The organism is Xanthomonas sp. LMG 12462 (genome assembly GCF_009192885.1).
GTDB lineage: Bacteria > Pseudomonadota > Gammaproteobacteria > Xanthomonadales > Xanthomonadaceae > Xanthomonas_A > Xanthomonas_A sontii.
The window spans coordinates 62,827-82,038 of sequence record NZ_NMPP01000001.1 but is presented as its reverse complement, the minus strand read 5'-3'; the positions used below and the strand labels follow the sequence as shown (position 1 = coordinate 82,038).

Here is a 19,212-nt window from a genome sequence, read left to right as displayed (position 1 = left end):
TCGGATAGCTGGACCTTTCAGGCCGGGTAGCTCTGGTTCGTGCCGCCAACCAAGGTTCCACCTTCCAAGCCCAGTCCCAGGCTGCGCTCGTTGGATGCGGTGCCTAGCGAACTGTCTTGGAATGCAATGCCCCATCGACAGTAATTGGCGCTCGATGGGTTGTTGATCCCGCCACCCCATAGATTCCCATGAGAATGCACCATGGACGAAGCGGAGCCGACAAAGCACCCCGATTGGGTTGTCAAGTCTCGGTTCGTGCTGCCATCCGAATTATAAGCGGATACATGGTTGCCGAATATCGAAACGCCAACGGCATTGTCGATATAGATTGGGCATCCCCTGTAGTACTGGAGGATGTTGCTATTGATGGAGATTTGCCATCCGCCGGCAACGCCTTCGAATTGCTGTACCTTCACGAATCCAAGATCGAAGCCATAACCTACGCCTGTGTTATGGTGAATGCTGATGAAATTTGGAACGCTGGATGCGTTCAGTGCTCTGATGAGGATGCTGTAATTAAATGCGCCATCGAGCATGTTGTCATGGATTTCTCCATGGGCCACGATGGACTTGGATTCAATCAGGATGCTGTTTTCGGCTTGTCCGCCGATATAGTTATCCGAGATGGTGAAACGCTCCGCGCTCCTGATCCTGATGCCGAAGCGAATGCCGGCATTTAATACCTTGGATACCGTTACGCCATTCGTGGTGACGTCGGTGGGTGCGCTGGGTCCGTAGCCTCCGATCCTGCAGTGCGAAATGTTGATATTGTCGTTGCGGGTGGAGTTGGAGGTGGTATCCATGTAGATGCCGCACTCGGTATCCTGCAATCCTTCGCGGTTGGCATCCCATATCCCATTGAAGTTGCAGCGATCGATCCAGATGTTGTAGCTGTCGCGCATGTAGATGTTGTTGCGGTTTCCTTCGAACCAGCAGTCTGTTATGCGTACATTTTGGCCGCTGAGGATTTGCAGGTGCGATCCCGTGGTGTTCCTGTTGGTGACGCTGGTCGACGTGCCAGGTACATACGTATCGCCGTTGTTGAACGAGTAGTAATGCCAGAAAAATACTCCCGATACCGTGACATTGCCGGCGCTCGCGGAAGTGCTCCCGACTTGCAGGGTGTCGCCGTACGTGTCCGTCCTGAGGATCCTGCAGTTCTCTGGCGTCGATCCGATCAAGTGGAGACCCGGTCGCGCGACGAGGGTGGCGCTGACTTTATAAACGCCATCCGGGAGATATACCTTGTTGGATGCATCCAGAGCGCGTTGAAACGCGGCAGTGTCATCGGTGGTGCTGTCTCCAACTGCACCGAAGTCTCTTACGCTGACGAATTCGGTGAGCTTGTTCATGACGCTGCGCGTAACCGAGCCCGCACCTGCCTGATTGAACGTGATGTTGGATGCGTCGATGTCTGCCATGGGATTTTCCTTCGATGGGAGGACGGCTGAATGATTGAATGCCTATCAGCTTCTTTTTTGCGTTTTCTTTTTTGGGTAGGGTTGGTGAGGTGTTGTCTTCTAGGCTCGGCTCGCCGCTTTGCAATTGCGTGAATGGCGGCTTGTCGCCTGTGGTGCATTGCTTGGTGGACTTGGAGTTTCCATCTTGGCACTCCCGTCTCTCACGGATTGAGACGGTGATGGCCGCCGTGCTGCGCGTTCGGACTGGGGCCAAGCACTCTGGTCTAGAAGGAACTATCGAAGAGCAGAATCTGCCAGCGAATGTCTGCGCGGTGCGGGCGTCCGATACGCTTCTGCTTGATGCGGGGCAGGGCGGTGTCAGCCCGCGTTCGACCTCGCCGGCGGCCGGCGATTGGATGTGCGTCTAAAGCCCATGGGGAGCCGCATCAGTCGAGAGGAGGGGCAGATGCGGTGCGGCCGGTGTCCGACAGCCTGCGCGTATGCCAAGCCGTAATGCAAAAAAACCCCTGCATGCGCAGGGGTTTGTTTACTTCGGAGAGAGGGGGGATTCATTCGGCATCTTGGATGCCTTGAGCTGCGCGCGGCTTCGCCGTGTCGGTCACTAGGTCAGCTTTAGAATCCCGGGGCTTTCATCCCCTCCCAGACGCACGCAAAACGCGCGCGACTGAGCCATCTCAACACTTTCAATCTGGCGGAGAGAGGGGGATTCGAACCCCCGAAGCGCGGTTTAGACGCTTACACACTTTCCAGGCGTGCTCCTTCAACCACTCGGACACCTCTCCGGGTCTTGCGCGGGCCATGCGGTCCGGGCAAGGGCGGGAATTCTAGCCGTCATGGCCGCCATTCACAAGGCGAGCCGCCGCGGCTGCGCTGACCGGCGTCACCTTTGCCCTGTTCATCGTCGCACGCAGCCCTGCGCCCGAGGCGGCGCGCGTCGGGACGGCGGCTGACCGGGCGACTGAACGATCGCGGTGGCCCGGCGTGGCACAATGGTGGTTCAGATGAAGACGGTCGCCTGATGTCCTATCTCGTTCTCGCCCGCAAGTGGCGCCCCAAGCGTTTCGCCGAGCTGGTGGGGCAGGAGCATGTGGTCCGCGCGCTCACCAACGCGCTGGACAGCGGCCGGGTGCACCACGCGTTCCTGTTCACCGGTACCCGCGGCGTCGGCAAGACCACCATCGCGCGCATCTTCGCCAAGTCGCTGAACTGCGAGCAGGGCACCAGCGCCGACCCGTGCGGCCAGTGCGCGGCTTGCCTGGACATCGACGCCGGCCGCTACATCGACCTGCTGGAGATCGACGCCGCGTCCAACACCGGCGTGGACGACGTGCGCGAGGTGATCGAGAACGCGCAGTACATGCCCTCGCGCGGCAAGTTCAAGGTCTACCTGATCGACGAAGTGCACATGCTCTCCAAGGCGGCGTTCAACGCGCTGCTGAAGACCCTGGAAGAGCCGCCGGAGCACGTGAAGTTCCTGCTCGCCACCACCGACCCGCAGAAGCTGCCGGTGACGGTGCTGTCGCGTTGCCTGCAGTTCAACCTCAAACGCCTGGACGAGGAGCAGATCCAGGGGCAGATGACCAAGATCCTGGCCGCCGAGCAGATCGAGGTGGATGCCTCGGCGATCGTGCAACTGGCCAAGGCCGCCGACGGCAGCCTGCGCGACGGCCTGTCGCTGCTCGACCAGGCCATCGCCTATGCCGGCGGTGCGCTGCGCGACGACGTGGTGCGGACGATGCTGGGCACGGTCGATCGCACCCAGGTCGGGGCGATGCTGGACGCGCTGGCCGATGCCGACGGGCAGCGGCTGCTGCAGGTGGTGGCCGGGCTGGCCGAGTTCTCGCCCGACTGGGGCGGGGTGCTGGAGGCGCTGGCCGAGGCCTTGCACCGCATCCAGGTCCGGCAACTGGTGCCGGGCGCGGCCATGCCCGCGCTGGACGGACTGGACCCCGCACCGCTGGCCGAGCGCCTGCGGCCGGAGATCGTGCAGCTGTGGTACCAGATGGCGCTGAACGGGCGCCGCGACCTGTACCTGGCGCCGAGCCCGCGCGCCGGGTTCGAGATGGCGCTGCTGCGCATGCTGGCGTTCCGGCCGATGGGCGCCGCGGCGCTGCCGGCCGGCACCGCGACCGGCGCGGCGGCGCAAGGACACGGCACTGCGCCGGCCGCTGCGGCCAGTGCGCCTGCTGCGGCGACGGCGGCACCGGCGGCTGCCGCTGCCCCGGCGGCGCCGGTTCCCGCTGCGCCTGTGAAGGCTGCGCCCAGCGTCGCAGCGGCCCCACTGGATCCGCCCTGGGATCCGCCAGTAGCACGCCCGGCGCCGTCCGCGCCCGTCGCAACGCCGGCGCCAGCGGTCGTTCCGGCTGCGGCCGCCGAGCCGGAAATGGCGATGGTGCCGCCGCTGGCGCCGCCGCCGCGCACCCACGCCGCCGTGTCCGATACGCCGCGCGCGCTGCACAGCGCCGAGGACTGGCTGGAACTGGTCGCCGATTGCGGCCTGAGCGGCCCCTCGCGGCAACTCGCCGCCAACGCCGCCTTCGTCAGCCATGCCGAGGGCGTGCTGCGGCTGTCGCTGTCGCCGGGCTTCGAGTACCTGCAGTCGGAACGCTCGCTGGGCGAACTGGCCGCGGCGTTGGCCGATGCGCTGGGCCAGCGGCCGAAGATCGTCATCGAAAGCGGCATCGCGGTCGATGCCGAAACCCTGCATGAGCGCTCGCACCGGCAACGCGGCGAGCGCCAGAACGCGGCCGAGACCGCGTTCATGAACGACCCGGCGGTGCAGGCGCTGATCCAGCAGCAAGGCGCGCGGGTCGTTCCCGATTCCATCCGTCCCTACGATGAGTGAACCACGATGCGCGGCAATATCGCCCAACTGATGCAACAGGCGCAGAAGATGCAGGAAAACCTGCAGCGCGCCCAGGAAGAACTGGCCAAGCTGGAAGTCACCGGCAGCGCCGGCGGCGGCATGGTCAACGTGACCCTGACCGGCGCCAAGGAGTGCCGCAAGGTGCGGATCGATCCGAGCATCCTGGCCGACCAGGAAATGGCCGAGGACCTGATCGCCGCCGCCTTCAACGACGCCTCCAACAAGATCGATGCCGAATCCAAGGCGCGCATGGGCGCGGCCACCGCCGGCATGCCGATCCCGCCGGGCATGAAGCTGCCGTTCTGAGGGGCCGGGATTCGGGATTCGGGAGTGGGGATTCGCGGTTTTTCGCGAGTGCGCTGCCCTTCCTGCTTCGGTGAATTCCTCTTGCAGGAGCGGCTTCAGTCGCGACCGGTCAGATCAAGCCGTCGCGGCTGAAGCCGCTCCTACGAAAACATCGCGGCACAGCGATGTTTCTTTTACGAATCCCTAATCCCCACTCCCGAATCCCCAACCACAATGAGCTCGCCGCTGCTCGAACAACTGATCGATGCGTTCCGCGTGTTGCCTGGCGTCGGCCAGAAGACTGCGCAGCGCATGGCGTATCACGTGCTCGAGCGCGAGCGCGAGGGTGGGCAGCGGCTGGCCGAGCGGTTGCACGAGGCGATCGAGCGCATCGGCCATTGCGCGCAATGCCGCGATTTCAGCGAGACCGAGCTCTGCGCGATCTGCGCCAGTCCCGCGCGCGACCGCCAGCAGCTGTGCGCGGTGGAGTCGCCGGCCGACCGGCTGGCGATCGAGCACGCCACCGGCTACCGCGGGCTGTACTTCATCCTGCAGGGCCGGCTGTCGCCGCTGGACGGCATCGGCCCGCGCGAGTTGGGCCTGGACCGGCTGGGCGCGCGGCTGGCGCAGGGCGAGGTGGCCGAGCTGATCATCGCCACCAATTCCACGGTCGAGGGCGAGGCCACCGCGCATTACCTGGCGCAACTGGCGCGTCAGCATGGCGTGCGGCCGAGCCGGTTGGCGCAGGGCCTGCCGCTCGGCGGCGAGCTGGAGTACGTGGATCGCGGCACGCTGTCGCACGCCTTCGGCAGCCGCAGCGAAGTGCCGCGCACCGGCACCGGCGAGTAAGCGCCGCACGCGGCTGCGGTACGACGCCGAATTGGGCTATAACGGCGGCCCCTTCTTTCGTTCCGGGCGCGCTCCATGGACACCATCTTCGGCAAGATCATCCGTCGCGAAATTCCGGCCAGCATCGTCTACGAGGATGACGCCGTGCTCGGCTTCAAGGACATCGCGCCGCAGGCGCCGGTGCATGTGCTCTTCATTCCCAAGCAGGTGGAGATTCCGACCCTGGACGACCTGGCGCCGGAGCAGGCGACCCTGGTCGGTCGGCTGGTGCTGGCCGCGGCCAGCTATGCGCGCGAGCAGGGCCTGGCCCAGGACGGCTACCGGGTGGTGATCAACTGCCGCGAGCACGCCGGGCAGACCGTGTTCCATCTGCACCTGCATCTGCTCGCCGGTGCGCCGCTGGGGCGCTTCGGTACGCCCTGAGCAGCGGCTGGCGCGAACGAGCAGGCATAAAAAAACGCCGCTGGATCAGCGGCGTTTTTTCGTTGCGGCAGAAACGCAGGGCTTACCACCAGCCCCAGCGCGGACCCCACGGGCCCCACGGGCCGCCCCAGGGGCCGTACGGATAGGCGGGCACCACTTCGACCTGGCGCACCACCGGCCACAGGTAGACCACGTCCGCGTCCATCTTCGGCAGGCGGTAGTCGTACTCGCCGATGCGGGTGTTGTCGTAGCCTGACACATGGCCGATGAAGGTCACTTCGCGGCCGGGTTCGAACACCGCCGGGTCGTAGAAGCCGGCGCGGCAGGCGATGAAGCGGCCATCGCTGGCGTCGGCGGCATCGCTGTCCGGACGGCCGCTGGCATTGAGCGGGCGCGACAGCATCTGGAAGCAGGTCTGGCCCTGGCCGGGCGTGGTCTTGATGATCTTGCCGCCCCAGCGCACCGGCGCGCCGGCCTGCTGGCCGGCGACCGAGTCGCGCGGGCTGACGGGCGCGAACTGGCCCTGCAGCGGCTTGGGGGCGGTGGCGCAGGCGCCGAGCGCCAACGCAGCGATCACGGGGAACAGCAGGCGAATCTTCATCGGGATGCTCCAGTGGGCGGACGGTGCCTGCGCAGGTCGCGCAACAATGAAGCGCTGTCCGAATCAGCGCCAGCGTAGCGCGCATCGGCGAAACGCCGGCTGAGCGGAATCAGGCTCGCATCGCCGGTTTCCCGCTGTACGCGCGCCGCCCACGCCAGGGCCGGTTCGTGCGGGTCGCGGCCCAGCCCGCGCCGGGCGTAGCGCCGGCCCAGCGCCCGCCATGCCCGCAGCAGCGGATCGCGTTCGCGCTCGCCGCGGGCCAGCCACCAGGCCATCGCACCCAGCAGCAGCGCCGCGAACCCGGCGAACAGGGCCACCAGTTGGCCGGGATCCAACTTCGGTACGCCGAACTGACTGAGCAGGCGCTGCTGGCGGTTGGCGTCGAAGGACAGCACCAGGTCGTTCCAGCCGCGTCGTGCCCAGTCGGCGAGGTCGCGCCAGCGCCAGTCTGCGCCGCCGCCCTGCGCGCCGGCATCGCTGCCCAGGCGGTCCTCCAGGGTGTCGTAGATGCGTTCCGGCGCCACCGCCGCGGTCGGGTCCACCCGCACCCAGCCGCGTTGCGGCAGCCACACCTCGGCCCAGGCGTGCGCGTCCATGCGCCGCACCACCCAGTAGTCGCCGAACGCATTGCGGGTGCCGCCGGCATAGCCGGTGACCACGCGTGCAGGAATGCCGGCGCCGCGCATCAGCACCACGAACGCCGAACTGAAGTGCTGGCAGAACCCGGCCTTCTGCTGGAACAGGAACTCGTCCACGCCGTCGCGGCCGGGCAGCGGCGTCTCCAGGGTGTAGGCGAAGTCGCGGCGGATCCATTGCAGGGCGCGGGCGACGATCGCCGCATCGTCGGCGCCGGCCTGCTGCCGCCACTGCCGGGCCAGCGCCAGGGTGCGCGGGTTGTAGCCGGGCGGCAACGCCAGCGCGCGCTGCCGTTGCGCCGGCGCGAGATCGGCCTCCACCCGTTGCGGCAGCGCCGACCGCAGCCGCCAGCGGGTCAGCGCGCTGAGCGGGCGCTCGGTCTGCAGCACGGCGTCGGCCGTCAGCCGGGTGCCGGGCGGTGCCTGCCGCGGCAGGTCCAGGGCGACCAACTGCCGGCGGTCGGTCGGTTCCACCTCGAGCTGGTAGTCCCAGCCGCCGGGTGCGAGCTGGATCGTGGGTGCCGGCGCGAAGGCGTTGTCGCGCGGCGCACGCCAGGTCTGGCCATCGAAGTCCCACAGCACCGGCCCGCGCCAGTAGCGCTGCGCCGGTGCCGGCACCGGGCCGAAGAACTGCACACGCAATGCGGGGGTGTCGTCGGCCAGCAGGTCCAGCCACTGCCCCGGACTCATCGAGTCCGACAGGCCGGGACGGCCCAGCGCACGTTCCGGCACGCCCCACAACGGCGAACCCAGGCGCGGGAATAGCCAGAACGCGGCGAGCGCCAGCGGCAGGCCCAGCGCCAGCAGACGGCCGACGCCGCGCAGTTGCCCGCGCAGCGGCCGCCGCGCGCTGTGCCCTTCCTGGTCGGCCAGGCGCTGCATGCACAGCAGGGCCGCGATCACCGCGGCCAGCCCCAGCGCCATCGTCACCGGCCCCTGGTCGAGCAGGAAGGCGGCGAACGGCGCGAACAGGGCGAAGCCGAGCAGGCTGCGCGCGTCGCGCAGGCTCTTCAGTTCCGAGGGCTTGATCGCCAGCATCGCCGCCAGCAGTGCGCAGCCGGTATCGCGGCCGAAGCGCAGGCCGACCTGCCAGTACAGCGCCGCGAGCATGACCGCGACCAGGGCCAGGCGCAGCAGCGCCGGCAGCGGCCGCCACGCCGAACTGGCGCCGATCAGCAGGGCGGACAGCGCGATCAGCCAGGCTAGGGTGCCGGGTAATTGCAGCAGCAGCGGCAGCAAGGCCAGCAGCGCCGCGCCCAGCGCCCAGGCGCGGCTGGCGGCGTGCAGTGCGGGCGAGCGTGGCTCAGCCATGCGGCAGCAGCGCCAGCGCGCGCAGGCACAGATGCCGGTGCTGCGGGCCGCGGCCCGGCCCCAGCGCCGGCTGCCCGGGCAGCAGCAAACGGTAGCGGCGGCCGTCGCGTTCGGCTTCCTCGACCCAGCGCGCCAGCCGCGCGATGCGACGTTCGTGCGGCAAGGCCGGCAGCGTGCGCCAGTCCAGTACCACGTCCACGCCGATCGGGCGTTCGTACTCGCGCACCAGCAGGGTGTCGCGGCGCGCCGAGTGCTTCCAGGCGATCGCCCGCGGCGCGTCGCCGGCGCGATACGGGCGCAGCTGGTGCAGCTCCTCGCCGAGCGCGTGCAGGCGGGTCTGGGTCGGGGTGCCGGCGCCGGCCGGCAGCGGCGGGCCGTCGGCCTCCGGTTGCGGGTAGACCAGCAGCGGGGCGTCCGGCCAGAACCAGGCCCAGGCGCGCAGCAGGCCCAGCGGCTGGGTGGTGGAGACCTGGATGCGCTGCAGGTCCAGCCAGCCACGGCGTTCGGTGGGCACCTCCAGGTCGGCCTCGTTGCGGTCGTCGCGGTGCAGGTCCAGGTAGGTATGCGCGGCGCCGTGGCGCACGCGCAGGCCGCGCCGGCGGCGGCCGTCGGCCGTTGCCAGCGCCAACCGCAGACGCAGCGGCTGCCCGGCCGCCACCGGCTCGGCCGACAGTGCCTCCAGGCGCAGTCCGGACAACTGCAGATGGGCGACGATGGCGCTGGCCATTGCCGCCGCGCCGAGCAGCATCGCCAGCAGCAGCGCCGGGTTGTTGTTGTAGTTCAGCGCGCCGAGCAGCATCGCCGCCAGCAGCAGTGCCAGGAAGCCGCCGAACGGCGTCGGCAGGATGTAGATGCGCTGCCGGTCCAGATGCACCGGCAGCGCTTCCGGCGCGCGCGGCGCGGCCAACTGCGCCAGTCGCTGCCGCCAGTCGCGCCGCCCGCCCGGCATCGGTGTCAGTCCACCGCGACGCTGTGCAGGATCGCCTTGGCCAGGGCCTGGCCGGAGGCCGATTCCTGTTCGGCCACCAGGCGATGCTCGGCCACGGCCACGAACAGCGCCTGCACGTCCTCCGGCAGCACATGCCCGCGGCCGAGCAGCAGCGCATGCGCCTTGGCCGCGCGCAGCAGGGCGATGCCGGCGCGCGGCGACAGGCCGACGCGTACGCCCGGATGCTGGCGGCTGCGCGCCAGCAGCGCCTGCACGTAGCCGACCAGCGCCTCGCTGGCATGGATCTGCTCCACGCCCTGGCGCAGGGTGGCCATGTCGGCCTCGCCGAGCAGCGGCTGCGCCTGCGCGATCAGGTCGCGGCGGTCGCTGCCGCTGAGCAGCGCGCGTTCGGCCTCGGCGTTGGGATAGCCCAGCGCCAGCCGCAGCAGGAAGCGGTCCAGTTGCGAGTCGGGCAGCGGGAACGTGCCGGACAGGTCCACCGGGTTCTGCGTGGCGATCACGAAGAACGGCGAGGGCAGCGGATGGGTGGTGCCGTCGAGGGTGACCTGCTGTTCGGCCATCGCTTCCAGCAGCGCGCTCTGCGTGCGCGGCGGCGCGCGGTTGATCTCGTCGGCGAGCAGCACGTGGGTGAACACCGGGCCGGGGTGGAACTGGAACTGGCGCGACTGCGCGTCGTACACCGACACGCCGAGCACATCGGCCGGCAACAGATCGGAGGTGAACTGCACGCGCTGGAAGCCAAGCCCCAGGCTCGCCGCCAGCGCATGCGCCAGCGTGGTCTTGCCCAGGCCGGGTAGATCCTCGATCAGCAGATGTCCGCCGGACAGCAGGGCGACAAACGCCATGCGCACCTGTTGCGGCTTGCCCAGGACCAGCGCATTGACCTGCTGCTGGGCGCGCGTGAGCGCCTCGCGCAACGTATCGGTTAGCATTTCCGGCAAGCGGAGCGGAGTAGGCATCGCAGTCTCGCAACGGTTTCAGGGAGTGTACGGGCAATGCAAGGGGAACAACGTGCACGCAGCGTCTTCATCGTGCTGTGGACGCTCGTCACCGCCGCCAAACTGCTGGTCGCCGCGCGCCTGCCGTTGTTCGTGGACGAGGCATTCTATTGGCAGGAAGGCCAGCATCTGGCGCTGGCCTACTCGGATCTGCCCGGGCTGACCGCGTGGCTGGCGCGGTTGGGCGTGGCGCTCGGCGGCGACCACCTGCTCGCGTTGCGCGCGCCATTCCTGCTGCTGGGTGCGGCCGTGCCGTGGTTGATCGCACGCATCGCCACGCGCTGGTTCGGTGCGGTGGCGGGTTGGCGCGCCGGCAGCCTGGCCTTGCTGATGCCGTTGTCCGGCACCCTGGGCATCCTGGCGCTGCCGGACGTGCCGATGGCGCTGGCGACGATCCTGTGCATCGACGCCAGCGCGCGGCTGCTGCGCCAGACCGAGGCGATGAGCGCGGTGGAGCTGGCGCTGGGCCTGGTCATCGGCGCGCTGAGCCATTACCGCTTCGTCGGCGTGATCGGCGTCGGCGCGATCGCGCTGCTGCTGATCCCGCAGGGCCGGCGCATGCTGCGCGATCCGCAGGTGTGGGTCGCGCTGGCGCTGGGCATGGTCGCCTGGCTGCCGCTGCTGGCCTGGAACGCGGACAACGGCGAAGCCGGTCTCAAGTTCCAGCTGGTCGACCGTCATCCCTGGAGTTTCCAGCCCGCCGGCATCGCCTTCCTGCTGATCCAGTTGCTGCTGGTCACGCCGTTGCTGGCGGTGGCGATGACCAAGGTGGCGCTGATGGCCACGCGCGGCGGCAGCAGCGGCACGCGCGTGCAGTGGCGGTATTTCGGGCTGCTCGGCGGGGTGTCCACGCTGGGCATCTTCCTGCTCGGGTTCTTCACCGACGCCGAGCGGGTCAGTTTCCACTGGCCGCTGCCGGGCTATCTGGCGCTGCTGATCGCCACGCCGGTGATCCTCAACGGCTGGAGCAAGCCGCTGCGCCGCGCCACCTGGCTGCTGGCCGGGCTGGGGCTGGTCGGTGCGTTCGGCTACTACCTGGCGGTGTCGGTGCCGGCGGTGCGCGAGCACACCGCCGGCGACAAGTACTACCCGCGCAACTTCGCCGGCTGGCGGCCGCTGGCCGGCGCGGTGCGGCGCGAACTGGCGAGCATGCCGCCCGGCACCCAGGTGCTGGCGGACAACTTCAAGGTCGGCGCCGAACTCGGCTTCGAACTTCGCGACCCGGATATCCAAGTGCTGCCGCATCCGTTGAACGACAAGCACGGGCGCAGCGCACAGTTGCAGCAGTGGGGTCTGCTCAGCGACGGCCACCGCGACGGTCCACGGCTGCTGGTGCTCTCGCCCAGCGACATGAAGTACCGGCTGCTGCTGCAGCGCTACCACGCGGTCTGCGACCTGGTCGGTCCGCTGCCGCCGCCGCGGGTGGTGTCCAGCGACCACGGCAGCCAGCGTTTCCTGCTGTTCGCGCTGCCGGCGCAGCGTGCGGCCGGCCCCTGCACCACGCCGGCGATGGCCTGGTTCAACACCCCGGACGTGGACGCCACCGTCGGCCGCCACTTCGACGTGTCCGGCTGGGCGTTCAAGGACGGCGTGGGAATCGACCGGGTCGAGATACTGCTCGACGGCAAGGTCGCGGCGCAGGCGCACTATGGCGACGTCTACGACGTCACCAGGTTCTGGAAGATCTCCACCGATCCCAACCATCCGAACATCGGCTTCCGCGCCACCGTCGATGCCAGTGGCCTGGCACCGGGCACGCACTGGCTGGGCCTGCGCCTGCACGGCCGCGACGGCAGCGTCGAGGATTGGTGGGAACAACCGATCGTGCTGCGCCCGCACTGAGCTAGGATGGCGCGCCTTTCCGCCGACGCGCAGGACCGCACGCCGCCCATGTCCAGTTTCCCCTCCGATCGCCCCGCGGCCGCGCCGCGGATCGCGGTGCTGGTGCCCTGCCACAACGAAGCGGCCACCATCGGCCGGGTCGTGGCCGATTTCGCCACGCATCTGCCGGGCGCGCAGGTCCATGTGTTCGACAACAATTCCAGCGACGCCACCATCGCCCGTGCGCGTGCGGCCGGTGCGGTGGTGCGCGAGGTCGCGCTGCAGGGCAAGGGCAACGTGGTGCGGCGCCTGTTCGCCGACATCGAGGCCGACGTCTACGTGCTGGTCGACGGCGATGCGACCTACGACGCGGCGATGGCGCCGGCGCTGGTCGAGCGCCTGCTGCGCGACGGGCTGGACATGGTGGTGGGTGCGCGCCGCAGCGATGCGGCGGCCGCCTATCGCGCTGGCCATCGCACCGGCAACGTGCTGCTGACCCGCTGCGTGGGTTTCCTGTTCGGTCGCAGCTTCGACGACATGCTGTCCGGCTACCGGGTGTTCTCGCGACGCTACGTGAAGTCGTTTCCCGCGCATGCCGCCGGCTTCGAGACCGAGACCGAACTGGCGGTGCACGCGCTGCAGCTGCGCATGCCGGTGGCGGAAGTGGACACCGCCTATGGCGCGCGTCCGGAGGGATCGCAGAGCAAGCTGCGCACCTGGCACGACGGCACCCGCATCCTGTTGACCATCCTGCGCCTGTTCAAGGCCGAGCGGCCCTTGCTGTTCTTCTCGCTGGGTTTCGGCGCCTGCGTGCTGCTGGCGCTGGCGCTGGCGGTGCCGCTGTTGCTGACCTATGCGCAGACCGGCCTGGTGCCGCGGTTTCCCACCGCGATCCTGTGTTCGGCGCTGGTGTTGCTGGGTGTGCTGCTGCTGGCCTGCGGGCTGATCCTGGACACGGTCACGCGGGGCCGCATCGAGGCCAAGCGCCTGGCCTACCTGGCGATCCCGGCCTGGCCGGTGGATGCGCAGGGCGCGCAGCGGAGCGACGCCGCATGAGCACGACCGTTGCTGCGGCGGCACTGCCGCGTCCGACCCGCCGCCAGCGCCTGCTGGCCGCACTGGACCGCCGCTTCGCCTTCCACAGCCGCGGCAACGTGATCGCGGCGGGCGTGGCGGTCGCGCTGCTGGGCGGACTGCTGTCGCTATGGCTGGGCCAGGACGCCAACTGGGATCTGCGCAACTACCACCTGTACAACGGCTACGCCGTCCTGCACGGCCGCCTCGGCATCGACCTGGCGCCGGCGCAGATGCAGAGCTACTTCAATCCGCTGCTGGACGTGCTGCATTACGCGCTGTTCGTCGGCTTGCCTGCCCCGCTGGCCGGGTTCGCGATGGGCGTGCTGCACGCACTGGCGTTCCTGCTGCTGGCCGGCATCGTCTGGCAGGTGCTGGACCCGCGGCTGGACCGTGCGCGGCTGGTGCCGTGGCTGGCGCTGGCCGGGCTGTGCAGCGCCGCGTTCCTGTCCGAGTTCGCCGGCACCATGGGCGACAACACCAGCGCGCTGCCGGTGTTGGGCGCGCTGCTCGCCGCGCTGCACGCGCAACGCCGCCAGCAGGCCGCGGGGCAGGGCGTGGCGCTGGGCTGGTGGGCGCTGGCCGGCGCCCTGCTCGGGCTGGCGATGGCCTGCAAGCTGACCAACGCCCTGTTCGCGCTGGCCCTGGGCGTGGCCGCGCTGGTCGCCGGCGGTCGCCCGCGGCAACGGATCGGCGGCGCCGCAGTGCTGACTACGGTGACGGTGCTCAGTTTCGCGCTGCTGGCCGGGCCGTGGCTGCTGCGGGTGTGGCAGACCTTCGGCAATCCGCTGTTCCCGCAGTTCAACAGTCACTTCCTGGCGCCGCTGGCGCAGCCGGTGGCGGTCAGCGACACGCGTTGGTTGCCGAAGACGCTGTGGGAGTGGCTGACCTGGCCGCTGCAGTTCTCGCTGGCGCCGAACCGGGTCAGCGAGGTGCGCCTGCGGCAACTGGTATGGCCGCTGCTGTATCTGCTGGGCCTGGTCGCGCTGCTGCGCTGGATGCTGCGGCGTTTGCGCGGCTCCGCGCCGGCGCAGGTGGTCGCGCCGGCGTGGCGCGCGGTGCTGGTGTTCGTGGTGGTCGCCTTCCTTGCCTGGCAGGCGGCCTTCAGCATCCAGCGCTACCTGGTGGTGCCGGAGCTGCTGGCGCCGTTGCTGCTGTGGGTGGGGCTGCGGCGGCTGCTGCCGGCGCGCATCGCTGCCCCGGCGGCGCGCTGGACGCTGATCGCCTGTGCGGCCTTTGCGCTGTACGGCTGGGGCGAATGGGGGCACGAGCGCTGGGCGCGCGAGGCGTTCCGGGTGCAGGCGCCGCCGATGCCGCAACCCGAGCGCAGCCTGGTGCTGCTGGTCGGCGATGCGCCGGAGTCCTGGCGCATTCCGTTCCTGCCCGGGCAGGCGGCGTACGCGTCGGTCGCCTCCAATTTCCCGGAAACGCCGGCCTACGCCACGCGGGTGCGCGAGATGCTGGCGGCGCGCGGGCAGGGCTACGCGATGCTGCCGGCGGAAGTGGATCGCAATGTCGAACGCCTGCAGCGGCTCAATGCCGTGGCTGCGCGCCTGGGTCTGGACCGCGGCCCCGACTGCGCGTTGATGCGGCGGCTGGCGCATCGCCCGGTGCGCGCGGGCGTGGAGGTGGATGCCGGTCGCTGCCGCTGGGTGCTGCTGCCGGAGCGCGCCGTGGATGTCGCCGCCGCGGATCGCCAGACCCAGGCGCTGGCGGCGCAGCAACTGGCGCGCTACAGCCTGGCGCTGCAGCCGGGGTCCTGTCGGATCTACCAATCCTGGGTCGGGCAGGCGCGCTTCCCGTACCAGTGGTGCCGGCTGCAGTGAGTTAGGGCAGCACGAAGCCCGCCTCGCGCAGCAACTCGGACAGCGCGATCAACGGCAGGCCGATCAGCGCGGTGGGGTCCTGGGTCCGGATCGCGCGGAACAGGCTGATCCCCAGGCCTTCGCACTTGAAGCTGCCGGCGCAGTCCAGCGGCTGTTCGGCAGCGACGTAGCGGGCGATGGCGTCGGCCTGCAGGTCGCGGAACTGTACTTCGGTGAGATCGCAGGCGTGCAGGGTGCGCGCGCCGCGCTGCAGGCACACCGCCGTGTGGAAGCGCACGCTGCGCCCGGACATGGCCGCCAGTTGCGCGTGCGCCGCGGCCACCTCGCCGGGCTTGCCCAGCGGCTGGCCGTCCAGTTCGGCGACCTGGTCCGAGCCGATCACCCAGGCCTCCCCGGCAGTGGCCGCGACCGCCGCCGCCTTGGCTGCCGCCAGTCGCTGCGCCAGCGCCAGCGGCGCTTCGCCGGGCAGCGGGGTCTCGTCGACCTGCGGGCGCGCGCACTCGAAGGGCAGGCGCAGCCGCTGCAGCAGTTCGCGGCGGTAGGCGGAAGTGGAAGCCAGGATCAGCGGCGGCATCGGCGGTGGCATCGGCGGTGGGCAGGGCGGCGGGCCGGGGTCGGCAGTCTGCGGCGGCCGGCGCGGACCGGCAAGGCGGTTCGGTGCCGGGCTGGCAGCGGCCCAGGGGGCGGTTTGACAGCGGCCCCGGCAGTCCTTAACATTCTGCGGCTTATGTCCGCGAACGTGCCCGAACTGTTGGATGCCTGGCGGATGGTCGCAGCGCGCAGGGTCTTCGAAGACCGCCTGCCGCTCTCGGCGATGACCCGTCTGCAAGGCAGCCTGGCCGACACCGAAGGCGAATGCCGCTACACGCTGGAATTCGGCCGCGACGCTGTACTGCAAGTGTCCTATGTCGAACTGAAGATCGAAACCGAGCTGCCGCTGATCTGTCAGCGCAGCCTGCAGCGCTTCCTGCTGCCGGTGTCGAGCGTGCAGCGGCTGGGGCTGATCCGCAGCGAGGAAGAAGAAGCCGCGCTGCCGCCGGATCACGAGGCCTTGCTGGTGCCGGAAGACGGCATGCTGCGGCCGGCCGATCTGGTCGAGGACGAGTTGGTGCTGGCGGTACCGTTGGTGCCGGTGGCGCCCGGAAGCGAGGCGGTCGATCGCGACTGGCCGGCGACCGAGGAAGAAACGAGCAAGGTCAACCCGTTCGCGGCGTTGGCGGCGCTGAAGAAACAGTAGCGGTCGGTCCGCCTGCCGCTGCCTGAGGTTGTTGCCGGACGCGCGCGTCCTGCGCGACGTAATGACGACAGATGTAAACGAACCGAGTTTGGAGCAATCCCATGGCTGTGCAGAAATCCCGTGTCACCCCGTCCCGCCGCGGCCAGCGCCGTTCGCACGACGCCCTCAGCGCCAAGCAGCTGTCGACCGATCCGACCAGCGGCGAGATCCACCTGCGCCACCACGTCACCGCCGACGGTTACTACCGTGGCAAGAAGGTGATCGCCACCAAGACCGCGCAGGTCGAAGAAGATTGATCCGTGCCCGTCCACCGCGCTGCGGCGGACGGAGTCACCCATCTTCACAGGCCGCGCCGCACCGGGGCGGCCTGCGTAACAGGCAACAGGAACCAGCATGAGCAAGCGGATCTATTCCAGGATCGCGGGCACCGGCAGCTATTTGCCTGAAAAAGTGTTGACCAACGACGATCTGTCGCACATGGTCGACACCAGCGACGAATGGATCCGCAGCCGTACCGGCATCCGCGAGCGGCACATCGCCGCCCCCGGCCAGACCGCCGGCGACCTGGGCTACGAGGCCGCGCTGAAGGCGATCGAAGCCGCCGGCATCGATGCCGCCGAACTCGACATGATCGTGGTCGGCACCACCACGCCGGACCTGATATTCCCGTCCACCGCCTGCCTGATCCAGGCCCGCCTCGGCGTGGTCGGCTGCCCGGCGCTGGACGTCAACGCCGCCTGTTCCGGCTTCGTCTACGCGCTCAGCGTGGCCGACAAGTTCATCCGCAGTGGCGACGCCAAGACCGTGCTGGTCATCGGCACCGAAACCCTCAGCCGCATCGTCGACTGGACCGAGCGCACCACCTGCGTGCTGTTCGGCGACGGCGCCGGCGCGGTGGTCCTGCGCGCCGACGAAGACACCGGCATCCTCAGCACCCATCTGCATGCCGACGGCAGCAAGAAGGAACTGCTGTGGAATCCGGTCGGCATCGCCACCGGCCTGGGCGACGGCACCGGCGACCCCGCCGCCGGCGGCATCCAGATGAAGGGCAGCGAGGTGTTCAAGTACGCGGTCAAGGCGCTGGACGCCGTGGTCGACGAGACCCTCGAGGCCAACGGCCTGGACAAGCATGACCTGGACTGGCTGATCCCGCACCAGGCCAACCTGCGCATCATCGAAGCCACCGCCAAGCGCCTGGAGCTGCCGATGGAGCAGGTGGTGGTGACGGTGGACATCCACGGCAACACCTCCTCCGCCTCGGTGCCGATGGCGCTGGACGTGGCGGTGCGTTCGGGCCGCGTGCAGCGCGGCCAGTTGCTGCTGCTGGAAGCCTTCGGCGGCGGCTTCACCTGGGGCTCGGCGCTGCTGCGCTACTGAGCCTGTTTCCGCGCCCGGCGCCGTTGGCGGCGTCGCGGCGCGCGATCGCGATCCGATGCCGGGCGCCGTGCGTCGTCGCCACGACGCGCGGTGATGCGCTGGCCGAACCCAATTCTCATGACGTCAGCGCGTCCGGCGCGTGCATCGCGGTGCGTGGTCGCGCGCGGCCTGTGCCGCGATGCGTCCGCGCCTGCCTTCCTTTCGCGACATCACGCCGCGCGCGAAAAGCGCGATTCGCCCAGCGTGGGCGCCTGTGGGTGCGCGCTTTTTGCGTTGTCGCCTGGGCGTCCAGCCGCGCCCATCGGACATGCCCCGCGTTCCGCCTCTCCGCGGTGACGCGCTGCCAGCACCCTGGCCTGCGCGCACGATCGCAACGCCTTGCGCTGGCGTGCGTCCCGCGCTTCACGTGTGCTGTCGGCCTGACACCGGGCGCCGCCGAGCGAGGCGCGACCGGCGGGACGCGATGGGCCTGCCGCCATTTCACATACGCCCGGGTACAGACGCCCGGCCGGTTTCGCCCGTATCATCGCCGCTCGATTTTCGCAGGGCCGACCGCGTGACCGATTCCACACTCGCCTTCGTCTTCCCCGGCCAGGGTTCGCAATCGCTGGGCATGCTGGCCGAACTGGCCGAATTGCATCCGCAACTGCGCGACAGCTTCGCCGAAGCCTCCGAGGGCGCCGGCGTGGACCTGTGGGCGCTGAGCCAGGGCGGCCCGGAAGAGATGCTCAACCGCACCGAGTACACCCAGCCGGCGCTGCTGGCCGCCAGTGTGGCGCTGTGGCGGCTGTGGCTGGCCGAGGGTGGGGCGCGTCCGGCGCAGTTGGCCGGGCACAGCCTGGGCGAATACAGCGCGCTGGTCGCCGCCGGCGCCCTGTCGTTGCACGACGGCGCGCACCTGGTGCGGCTGCGCGGGCAACTGATGCAGGACGCTGCGCCGGCCGGCGTGGGCGCCATGGCCGCCGTGCTCGGCGCCGAGGACGCGCTGGTCGAAGAGGTCTGCGCGCAGGCCGCCGGCAGCCAGGTGGTGGTGCCGGCCAACTACAACTCGCCGGGGCAGGTGGTGATCGGCGGCGATGCCGCGGCGATCGACCGCGCCCTGGCGCTGCTGGCCGAGCGCGGCGTGCGCAAGGCAGTGAAGCTGGCGGTCAGCGTGCCCTCGCACACCCCGCTGATGCGCGAGGCGGCCAACCGCCTGGCCGAAGCGATGCGCGGGCTGGCCTGGCAGGCGCCGCAGCTGCCGGTGGTGCAGAACGCCGATGCGCAGGTGCACGAGGGCGTCGAGGCGATCCGCCAGGCGCTGGTCGAGCAGTTGTATCTGCCGGTGCGCTGGACCGGCTGCGTGCAGGCGCTGGCCGCCGGCGGCGCCACCCGCCTGGCCGAGTGCGGCCCGGGCAAGGTGCTGACCGGGTTGGTCAAGCGCATCGACAAGTCGCTCGACGGCCGCGCCCTGGGCACGCCCGCCGAGTTCGCCGGCGCGCGCGAGGCCTGGGCCTCCTGATCGCCGGTCGCCGCGCGGTGCGCCGTTCGCCCGCGCTG

The 19,212-nt window shown here is 69.7% G+C and carries 17 protein-coding genes and 1 tRNA gene; 11 read left to right on the top strand and 7 right to left on the bottom strand.

Annotated features, from left to right (window positions below):
* Positions 1 to 17: 17 nt before the first annotated feature.
* Together CEK69_RS00355 and CEK69_RS00350 are read right to left on the bottom strand one after the other, a co-directional pair.
* Positions 18 to 1,421 (bottom strand): glycosyl hydrolase family 28-related protein, encoded by a 1,404-nt coding sequence (locus CEK69_RS00355; protein WP_152243132.1) that lies wholly within the window; start codon positions 1,419 to 1,421, stop codon positions 18 to 20.
* 689 nt (positions 1,422 to 2,110) lie between these two features.
* Positions 2,111 to 2,203 (bottom strand) — tRNA-Ser (locus CEK69_RS00350).
* A 236-nt stretch (positions 2,204 to 2,439) separates the two neighbouring features.
* On the opposite strand from CEK69_RS00350, the gene dnaX reads away from it, so the two are divergent.
* From dnaX to CEK69_RS00330, 4 genes are all read left to right on the top strand, one after another.
* Positions 2,440 to 4,266 carry a DNA polymerase III subunit gamma/tau gene (gene dnaX, locus CEK69_RS00345; protein ID WP_152243130.1) on the top strand — a complete coding sequence of 609 codons (1,827 nt, stop codon included), beginning with the start codon at positions 2,440 to 2,442 and terminating at the stop codon, positions 4,264 to 4,266.
* Positions 4,267 to 4,272: 6 nt separating this feature from the next.
* The gene (locus tag CEK69_RS00340; RefSeq protein WP_017909282.1) at positions 4,273 to 4,593 is read left to right on the top strand and encodes a YbaB/EbfC family nucleoid-associated protein; all 321 of its coding nucleotides are present in this window, start codon (positions 4,273 to 4,275) and stop codon (positions 4,591 to 4,593) included.
* A 213-nt stretch (positions 4,594 to 4,806) separates the two neighbouring features.
* Positions 4,807 to 5,421 (top strand): recombination mediator RecR, encoded by a 615-nt coding sequence (recR, locus tag CEK69_RS00335; RefSeq protein ID WP_148828575.1) that lies wholly within the window; start codon positions 4,807 to 4,809, stop codon positions 5,419 to 5,421.
* Between the two features lie 75 nt (positions 5,422 to 5,496).
* On the top strand, positions 5,497 to 5,844 hold the full coding sequence (locus tag CEK69_RS00330; protein WP_010342491.1) for a histidine triad nucleotide-binding protein: 348 nt from the start codon (positions 5,497 to 5,499) through the stop codon (positions 5,842 to 5,844).
* An 82-nt stretch (positions 5,845 to 5,926) separates the two neighbouring features.
* Here CEK69_RS00330 and CEK69_RS00325 read toward each other — a convergent pair whose 3' ends face one another.
* From CEK69_RS00325 to CEK69_RS00310, 4 genes are read right to left on the bottom strand one after another with little or no spacing between them, the layout of a single operon-like run.
* Entirely contained in the window at positions 5,927 to 6,445 is a 519-nt protein-coding gene (locus CEK69_RS00325; protein ID WP_017914772.1) for a Slp family lipoprotein, read from the bottom strand.
* Positions 6,442 to 8,391: a DUF3488 and transglutaminase-like domain-containing protein gene (locus tag CEK69_RS00320; protein ID WP_152243128.1), complete on the bottom strand. Its 1,950-nt coding sequence runs from the start codon at positions 8,389 to 8,391 to the stop codon at positions 6,442 to 6,444. Before CEK69_RS00320 ends, CEK69_RS00325 begins: the two co-directional genes overlap by 4 nt.
* Positions 8,384 to 9,340, bottom strand: coding sequence for a DUF58 domain-containing protein (locus CEK69_RS00315; RefSeq protein ID WP_152243126.1), 957 nt, complete (start codon positions 9,338 to 9,340; stop codon positions 8,384 to 8,386). Before CEK69_RS00315 ends, CEK69_RS00320 begins: the two co-directional genes overlap by 8 nt.
* Before the next feature lie 5 nt (positions 9,341 to 9,345).
* Positions 9,346 to 10,299: a MoxR family ATPase gene (locus CEK69_RS00310; protein ID WP_152243124.1), complete on the bottom strand. Its 954-nt coding sequence runs from the start codon at positions 10,297 to 10,299 to the stop codon at positions 9,346 to 9,348.
* A 36-nt stretch (positions 10,300 to 10,335) separates the two neighbouring features.
* Between CEK69_RS00310 and CEK69_RS00305 the strand changes: the two genes are divergently transcribed.
* From CEK69_RS00305 to CEK69_RS00295, 3 genes are read left to right on the top strand one after another with little or no spacing between them, the layout of a single operon-like run.
* Positions 10,336 to 12,180 (top strand): glycosyltransferase family 39 protein, encoded by a 1,845-nt coding sequence (locus tag CEK69_RS00305; RefSeq protein ID WP_152243122.1) that lies wholly within the window; start codon positions 10,336 to 10,338, stop codon positions 12,178 to 12,180.
* A gap of 48 nt (positions 12,181 to 12,228) precedes the next feature.
* Entirely contained in the window at positions 12,229 to 13,215 is a 987-nt protein-coding gene (locus CEK69_RS00300) for a glycosyltransferase family 2 protein (RefSeq protein WP_152243120.1), read from the top strand.
* Positions 13,212 to 15,059, top strand: coding sequence for a glycosyltransferase 87 family protein (locus CEK69_RS00295; protein ID WP_152243118.1), 1,848 nt, complete (start codon positions 13,212 to 13,214; stop codon positions 15,057 to 15,059). The genes CEK69_RS00300 and CEK69_RS00295 overlap by 4 nt, the downstream gene beginning before the upstream one ends.
* A 1-nt stretch (position 15,060) precedes the next feature.
* Here CEK69_RS00295 and CEK69_RS00290 read toward each other — a convergent pair whose 3' ends face one another.
* Positions 15,061 to 15,633, bottom strand: coding sequence for a Maf family nucleotide pyrophosphatase (locus CEK69_RS00290; protein WP_152243116.1), 573 nt, complete (start codon positions 15,631 to 15,633; stop codon positions 15,061 to 15,063).
* 153 nt (positions 15,634 to 15,786) lie between these two features.
* On the opposite strand from CEK69_RS00290, the gene CEK69_RS00285 reads away from it, so the two are divergent.
* From CEK69_RS00285 to fabD, 4 genes are all read left to right on the top strand, one after another.
* Positions 15,787 to 16,296, top strand: coding sequence for a YceD family protein (locus CEK69_RS00285; protein WP_010342480.1), 510 nt, complete (start codon positions 15,787 to 15,789; stop codon positions 16,294 to 16,296).
* A gap of 101 nt (positions 16,297 to 16,397) precedes the next feature.
* Complete coding sequence (gene rpmF / locus CEK69_RS00280; protein ID WP_010342479.1) at positions 16,398 to 16,592, top strand: 50S ribosomal protein L32; 195 nt, start codon at positions 16,398 to 16,400, stop codon at positions 16,590 to 16,592.
* Positions 16,593 to 16,689: 97 nt separating this feature from the next.
* The gene (locus CEK69_RS00275; RefSeq protein WP_010342478.1) at positions 16,690 to 17,673 is read left to right on the top strand and encodes a beta-ketoacyl-ACP synthase III; all 984 of its coding nucleotides are present in this window, start codon (positions 16,690 to 16,692) and stop codon (positions 17,671 to 17,673) included.
* Between the two features lie 556 nt (positions 17,674 to 18,229).
* A complete protein-coding gene (fabD, locus tag CEK69_RS00270) occupies positions 18,230 to 19,174 on the top strand; it encodes an ACP S-malonyltransferase (RefSeq protein ID WP_152243114.1) in 945 nt (314 codons plus the stop codon).
* Positions 19,175 to 19,212: the final 38 nt, after the last annotated feature.